Here is a 6,897-nt window from a genome sequence, read left to right on the forward strand (position 1 = left end):
CATTGCGAGCGGAGCGAAGCAATCCAACTCCGTGCACTGCACTGGATTGCTTCGTCGCTTCGCTCCTCGCAATGACGGGGATAGGCCGGTTAGTAACGAGTGAGTTCGTATCGTGGCTGTGCGGAAGTCACCCATCACGAAAAGTGCTGCGCCCTTGGCGGTGATGGAGGCGCGGTCGGTCGATGACATTCCGCGTGGGCCCGAGTGGCAGTACGAGCCGAAGTGGGACGGCTTCCGCTGCCTGCTGATCCGCAGCGGCGACGAGGTCGAGCTGTGGTCGAAGTCGGGCCAGAGCCTCGGTCGTTACTTCCCCGACCTGATCGCCTCCGCGCTCGAGCTCAAGGCCGCGCGCTTCGTGCTCGACGGCGAGATCGTCGTGCCGCAGGACGGCGGCTTTTCGTTCGACGATCTGCTGCAGCGGATTCATCCGGCGGCCAGCCGGGTCAAGAAGCTCGCGGCCGAGACGCCGGCGTTGCTGCTGGTATTCGATCTGCTGGCCGATCCGCGCGACGGCCAGCTGGCCGCGCAGCCGATGAGCGAGCGTCGTCCTGCGCTCGAAGCCTTCGCCAAGGCGCAATTCAAGGGTCATCCGACCTTTCGGCTGTCGCCGGCTGTCACTGATATCAAGGTTGCCGCCAAATGGCTGGCGCAGGCCGGCGGCGGCTGCGACGGCGTCATCGCCAAGCGCATCGATCTGCCGTACCAATCCGGCAATCGCGACGGCATGCAGAAGATCAAGCACTATCGCAGCGCCGACTGCGTCATCGGCGGCTTCCGCTACGCCAGCGCGAAGCTGAAAGGACGCGACGTCGTCGGCTCGCTGCTGCTCGGCTTGTACGACGACGAAGGCCGGCTCAATCACGTCGGCTTCACCTCCGGCCTCAAACAAGCCGAGAAGCCGGCGCTGACCGAGAAGCTGGAGAAGCTGATCGGCGGCAAAGGCTTCACCGGCAACGCGCCTGGCGGCCCGAGCCGCTGGTCCACGGACCGCTCGGCACAGTGGCAACCGCTCAAACCCAAGCTCGTCGTCGAGGTCTGCTACGATCACGTCTCCGCCGGCCGCTTCCGCCACGGCACCAGCCTGCTGCGTTGGCGGCCGGATAAGGCGCCGACGCAATGTACGATGGATCAGCTGGAGCAGAAAAGTGCTGATCCGATGAAGTTGTTGAAGGGGTGATAGCTCTTTCGACCTTACTACACGCTCACCGTCATCCTGAGGTGCTCGCCCGAAGGGCGAGCCTCGAAGGATGGGCCGCAAGGTACTTCGGCAAGCTCTCCCCGCGTGGCCGCATCCTTCGAGGCTCGCTGCGCTCGCACCTCAGGATGACGACGCTGAGTTTGTAGTAAGTGTTTTTAACTCGGCAAAGTCCCGTTCGCCTTCAGCACCTGTCCGGCCAGATACAACGATCCGCTAATCAGGATGCGCGGCGGCAGCTCGTAGGCCAACGCAGCGATGCGGCGCAGCGCCGCTTCAATGCTATCGTCGATATCGACACGGAGTTCGAGCGCGCGGCCGGCATCGGCGAGGCGTTGCGGGTCCATCGCGCCTTCGCGCTCTGGAATCGGCACCGCGACGACATGACGGGTAAGGCCGGTGAAATTGCCGAGGAAGGCCGCGGCGTCCTTGTTGGCCATCATGCCGGCGATCAGCACTAACGGCCTTGATACGCGCTCTTCGAGATCGCCCAGCGCCGCGGCGGCGACGCGGCCGCCGTCGGCGTTGTGGCCGCCGTCGAGCCAGAGTTCGCAGCCGGCGGGAGCGAGGTCGAGCAGTTTGCCGGAGGTCAGCCGCTGCATTCGCGCCGGCCATTCTGCCGCTAACAAGCCGGCCTGATAGGCGGCTTGATCGATGCGCAGATGCGTCTGCGCGCGCAGCGTCGCGATCGCCAGGCCGGCATTGTCGATTTGGTGGCGGCCGAACAGTTTCGGCGCGGTGAGATCGAGCAGGCCGTTGTCGTCCTGATAGACGAGGCGGCCGTGTTCGAGATGGACGTGCCAGTGCTGGCCTTGGGCGAACAGCGGCGCGCGCAGCCGCTTGGCGACGTCCTCGATCACCCGCATGGCGTCGTCGCGCTGCTCGGCGACGACGACGGGCGTGCCGCGCTTGATGATGCCGGCCTTCTCGCCAGCGATGTCGGCGAGCGTTGGGCCGAGAAATTCGGTGTGATCGATGCCGATAGGCGTGAGTACGCACGCGAGCGGCGCGTCGATCACGTTTGTCGAATCGAGCCGTCCGCCGAGCCCGACTTCAAGCAGCAGGACGTCGGCCGGATGCTGCGCGAACAGATGCAGCGCGGCGGCGGTTTCGATCTCGAATAGCGTGATCGGCGCGCCGGCGTTGATGCGCTCGCAATGCGTCAGCGCGGCGATAAGCTCGTCGTCGCTGACAAGTTTGCCGGCCAGGCGGACGCATTCGTTGGGGCGGACCAGAAAAGGCGAGGTGTAGACATGGGTGCGTAGCCCTGCGGCCTCGCCGATGCCGCGCAGGAAGGCGACCGTGGAGCCCTTGCCGTTGGTGCCGGCGACATGGATCACCGGCGGCAGCCGGCGCTCGGGATGGCCCAGCGCCGTCAGCAGCCGCTGCATGCGATCCAGCGTCAGATCGATGCGCTGCGGATGCAGCCGCGCCAGGCGGGCGCGGATTTGGCCGAGCTGAACCGGCGCGGCGGCGTCGCTCACGCCTGCGGCGCGGTGGAGGCCGGCGTGGCGGGGGCCGGCGGCTCCGGCGGCAGCGCCGGGATGGCGTCGTCGGTGCGCTCGATGGCTTCGAGCTCCGGCGTGATGTCGTCATTCTCGGCGCGCGGCGCGACGACGACCTCGACCGGCGTCTTGGTGAGGATGCGGCACAGCCGGGCCAGCGTCGGCTTCAGGTCGTGGCGGTGCACCACCATGTCGACCATGCCGTGGTCCTTGAGATATTCGGCGCGCTGGAAGCCATCCGGCAGCTTCTCGCGGATGGTCTGTTCGATGACGCGGGCGCCGGCGAAGCCGATCAGCGCGCCGGGCTCGGCCAGATGGATGTCACCGAGCATCGCGTAGGACGCGGTGACGCCGCCGGTGGTCGGATTGGTCAGCACCACGATATAGGGCAGCTTGGCCTCGCGCAGCATCTGCACCGCCACGGTGGTGCGCGGCATCTGCATCAGCGACAGGATGCCTTCCTGCATGCGGGCGCCGCCCGAAGCGGCGAACATGATGAAAGGCGACTTCTTCTCGACCGCCAGCTCCATGCCGCGGATGATCGCCTCGCCGGCCGCCATGCCGAGCGAGCCGCCCATGAAATCGAAATCCTGCACGGCGACGACGGCGGCGGCGCCGTCGACCTTGCCGAAGCCGACCTTCACGGCGTCATTGGCGCCGGTCTTGGTCCGGGCGTCCTTGATGCGATCGACGTAGCGGCGCTCGTCGCGGAATTTCAGCGGGTCGGGCGTCACATCGGGAACGGCGACGTCGTACCAGGTCTCGTTGTCGAAGATCGACCGCAACCGCGCCATCGCGCCCATGCGCATGTGATAGTTCGAGCCCGGGATGACGAACTGGTTCTGCTCGACGTCCTTGTAGAACACCAGCTGCCCGGTATCCGGACATTTGATCCAGAGATTCTCCGGCGTCTCGCGCCGCAGCATGTTGCGGATCTTGGGACGGACGACGTTGGTCAACCAGTTCATCGCTTGGCTCCGCGCCGCGGCCCGATCTGGGCGCCGGCTGGGTTCTGTGTTGCCGGGATATGGCGGCGGAAGTGTGCTCCGTCCAGCCCAACTCCCGGATGAGGTTATTCAGCCGCCTGTTTGGCGCCGCGAACGCCGGCGGCGAGCGACGCCGCCAGATCGGCCACGGCACTGACGGTCTTGGCGGTGGCGCGGCCTTCGGCGTCGAGGCTTTTGGCGAGCGCGTCGACCAGCGCGGTGCCGACGACCGCGCCGCTGGCCTGAGCGGCGATGGCGCGCGCCGCCTCGGGAGTACGGATACCGAAGCCGACGCAGACCGGCAGCTTGGTATGCCGTCGGATCCGCGCCACCGCAGTGCCGACCGCGCCGGCATCGGCCGAGGCCGCGCCGGTGATGCCGGTGATCGACACGTAGTAGACGAAACCCGAGGTGTTAGCGAGCACCGCCGGCAGCCGCTTGTCGTCGGTGGTGGGCGTCGCCAGCCTGATGAAGTTGATGCCGGCCCGCATCGCCGGCAGGCACAGCTCCTCGTCTTCCTCCGGCGGCAGATCGACGATGATCAGCCCGTCGACGCCAGCCGCCTTGGCGTCGGCCAGGAACGCATCGACGCCGTAAATGTAGATCGGGTTGTAGTAGCCCATCAGCACGATCGGCGTGGCGTCGTCGGACTTCCGGAAATCGGCGATCAGCGCCAGCGTCTTCCGCAGCGTCGTGCCGGCCTTGAGCGCGCGCAGCCCCGCAGCCTGGATTGCAGGACCGTCCGCCATCGGATCGGTGAACGGCATGCCGATCTCGATAATGTCGGCGCCGGCCGCCGGCAGCGCCTGGATGACCTTCAGCGAGGTTGCGAGATCGGGATCGCCCGCCATCACGAAGGTGACGAAGGCCGGGCGGCCCTCGCGCTCGAGCTGCGCGAAGCGGTTGTCGATACGCGTGGTCATCAGAACTTGCCCCCGAGATGCTCGGCGACCGAGGCGAGGTCCTTGTCGCCGCGGCCCGACATGTTGACGACCATCAGGTGATCCTTCGGCAGTTTGGGCGCCAGTTCGGCGACCTTGGCGAGGGCGTGGGCCGGCTCCAGCGCCGGGATGATGCCTTCGAGGCGGCAGCACAGCTTGAAGGCGTCGAGCGCCTCGGTGTCGGTGGCGGACATGAAATTGACGCGGCCGACTTCGTGCAGCCAGGCGTGCTCGGGGCCGATGCCCGGATAGTCGAGACCGGCGGAGATCGAATGCGCTTCCTCGATCTGGCCGTCGGCGTCCATCAGCAGGAACGTGCGATTCCCATGCAGCACGCCCGGCCGGCCTCCGGCGATCGAGGCGGCGTGTAGTTTGTCGAGGCCATGACCGGCGGCTTCGACGCCGTAGATCGCCACATCGCGGTCGTCGAGGAAGGGATGAAACAGGCCCATCGCGTTGGATCCGCCGCCGATACAGGCGATCAGCGAGTCCGGCAGCCGGCCTTCGGCCGCCATGATCTGCTCACGCACTTCATTGCCGATGACGCATTGGAAGTCGCGGACCATCATCGGGTAGGATGCGGGACCGGCGACGGTGCCGATGCAGTAGAAGGTGTCGTGCACGTTGTGACCCAGTCGCGCAGCGCCTCGTTCATCGCGTCTTTCAGCGTGTTGGCGCCGGAGGTGACGGGGCGGACTTCGGCGCCGAGCGCGCGCATGCGCAGCACGTTGGGCTGCTGCCGGTCGACATCGACCGCGCCCATATAGACCACGCAGTCGAGCCCGAACTTGGCGCACATCGTCGCGGTGGCGACGCCGTGCATGCCGGCGCCGGTCTCGGCGATGATGCGCGGCTTGCCCATGCGCTTGGCCAGCATGATCTGGCCGAGCACGTTGTTCACCTTGTGAGCGCCGGTGTGATTGAGGTCTTCGCGCTTGAAGTAGATCTTGGCGCCGCCGAAGTGATCGGTCAGGCGCTCGGCAAAATACAAGGGCGACGGGCGGCCGACATAGTTCTTGAGATAGCCGTCCATCTCGGCGCGAAACGCCGGATCCGCCTTGGCTTCGGCGTAGGCCTTCTCCAGATCGAGGATCAGCGGCATCAGCGTTTCGGCGACGAAGCGGCCGCCGAAATTGCCGAAATGGCCGCGGTCGTCGGGTCCGGCGCGGAATGAGTTCGGCGGAGGCTGCTGGTTCATGTCGTTGGTTACTCGCTGGCGCGCGCGGCGCGAATGAATTCCTGGATCAGACCGACGTCCTTGACGCCGGGAGCGGTCTCGACACCGGAGGAGACATCGACGCCGTGTGCTTTGGTCACAAGCAGCGCCTCGGCGACGTTGTGGGCGCTGATGCCGCCGGAAACAAGGTACGGGGCTGCGATGTCCAAGTTGCGCAGCAGTTCCCAATCGAAGCTGGCGCCGAGGCCGCCCGGCCGCGTGGCGTCCTTGGGCGGCTTGGCATCGAACAGGATGCGGTCGGCGACGCCCGCATAGTTGTTCACGGCGGCGAGGTCGGCGGCGGTGGAGACCGGCAGCGCTTTCATCACCGGCAGGCCATAGATGCGCTTGATCGAGCGCAGCCGATCAGGACTCTCGGAACCGTGGAATTGAAACCAGTCGGGCCGGAGCTGTTCGACGATAGCATCGAGCAGATCGTCATCGGCGTCGACAGTGAGCGCCACCTTGGCGGCGCGGCTGCGGACCTGACGGCCGAGGCTATCGGCGAAATCGATGTCGAGATGGCGCGGCGAGGCCGGGAAGAACACGAAGCCGACCATGTCGGCGCCGGAGGTGATCGCGGCTTCGAGCGTATCGGCGGTCGACAGACCGCAAATTTTGACGATGACGGACATGGCTCGCAGACGGTTAGGCCGGGGATCTAAGGGAGGTGCCCGGCGAGACAGTGCTGTCTTACGACGCCGCGCGATATTTGTCTCGGGTCGAGCTCTGCTCCAGGAACAACCGCTTCGGCTCGCTCGGAGCCGGGCTAACGATGCTGGCGCGCAGATTGGAGAGCTGCGTCTTGGCCTCGATGGCCTCGGCCTGATGCCGGCGAGCTGCGCGACGCCAGCGGCGCTGGCCGATCCAGGTGCCGATGCCGCCGGCGATAACGCCGAGGATCGCCGAGGCGATGATCACCACGAACAACGGCAGCTGGATGGAGCCGAGCGGTGCGCCGGTCTCCAGCGGATCGTACGACACGGTGACGAGGTGACGGTTGGCGACCGAGAACACGATCAGGATCAGACCGAGCGGGATCAGCAGCAACGCG

Annotated in this window: 6 protein-coding genes and 1 pseudogene; 1 reads left to right on the forward strand and 6 read right to left on the reverse strand. The window is 66.5% G+C overall.

What is annotated here, in order from left to right:
- Window positions 1-160 precede the first annotated feature (160 nt).
- Complete coding sequence (locus I5M_RS02760; protein ID WP_283804859.1) at window positions 161-1,177, forward strand: ATP-dependent DNA ligase; 1,017 nt, start codon at window positions 161-163, stop codon at window positions 1,175-1,177.
- A gap of 176 nt (window positions 1,178-1,353) precedes the next feature.
- Here the strand turns inward: I5M_RS02760 and I5M_RS02765 are convergent, their stop codons facing one another.
- From I5M_RS02765 to I5M_RS02790, 6 genes and pseudogenes are all read right to left on the reverse strand, one after another.
- Window positions 1,354-2,679 (reverse strand): folylpolyglutamate synthase/dihydrofolate synthase family protein, encoded by a 1,326-nt coding sequence (locus tag I5M_RS02765; protein WP_022720004.1) that lies wholly within the window; start codon window positions 2,677-2,679, stop codon window positions 1,354-1,356.
- Window positions 2,676-3,668 (reverse strand): acetyl-CoA carboxylase, carboxyltransferase subunit beta, encoded by a 993-nt coding sequence (accD, locus tag I5M_RS02770; protein WP_022720005.1) that lies wholly within the window; start codon window positions 3,666-3,668, stop codon window positions 2,676-2,678. The genes I5M_RS02765 and accD overlap by 4 nt, the downstream gene beginning before the upstream one ends.
- A 104-nt stretch (window positions 3,669-3,772) precedes the next feature.
- Complete coding sequence (gene trpA / locus I5M_RS02775; protein ID WP_022720006.1) at window positions 3,773-4,609, reverse strand: tryptophan synthase subunit alpha; 837 nt, start codon at window positions 4,607-4,609, stop codon at window positions 3,773-3,775.
- Window positions 4,609-5,825, reverse strand: a pseudogene (trpB, locus tag I5M_RS29070) (tryptophan synthase subunit beta). The gene trpA and the pseudogene trpB overlap by 1 nt, the downstream one beginning before the upstream one ends.
- 8 nt (window positions 5,826-5,833) lie before the next feature.
- Window positions 5,834-6,478, reverse strand: a complete 645-nt coding sequence (locus tag I5M_RS02785; protein ID WP_022720007.1) for a phosphoribosylanthranilate isomerase — start codon at window positions 6,476-6,478, stop codon at window positions 5,834-5,836.
- Window positions 6,479-6,536: 58 nt separating this feature from the next.
- Window positions 6,537-6,897: lipopolysaccharide assembly protein LapA domain-containing protein (locus I5M_RS02790; protein ID WP_022720008.1), on the reverse strand; the 361-nt coding region annotated here is incomplete at its 5' end.

The sequence above is a fragment of the Rhodopseudomonas sp. B29 genome (genome assembly GCF_000333455.1).
Classification (GTDB): domain Bacteria; phylum Pseudomonadota; class Alphaproteobacteria; order Rhizobiales; family Xanthobacteraceae; genus Rhodopseudomonas.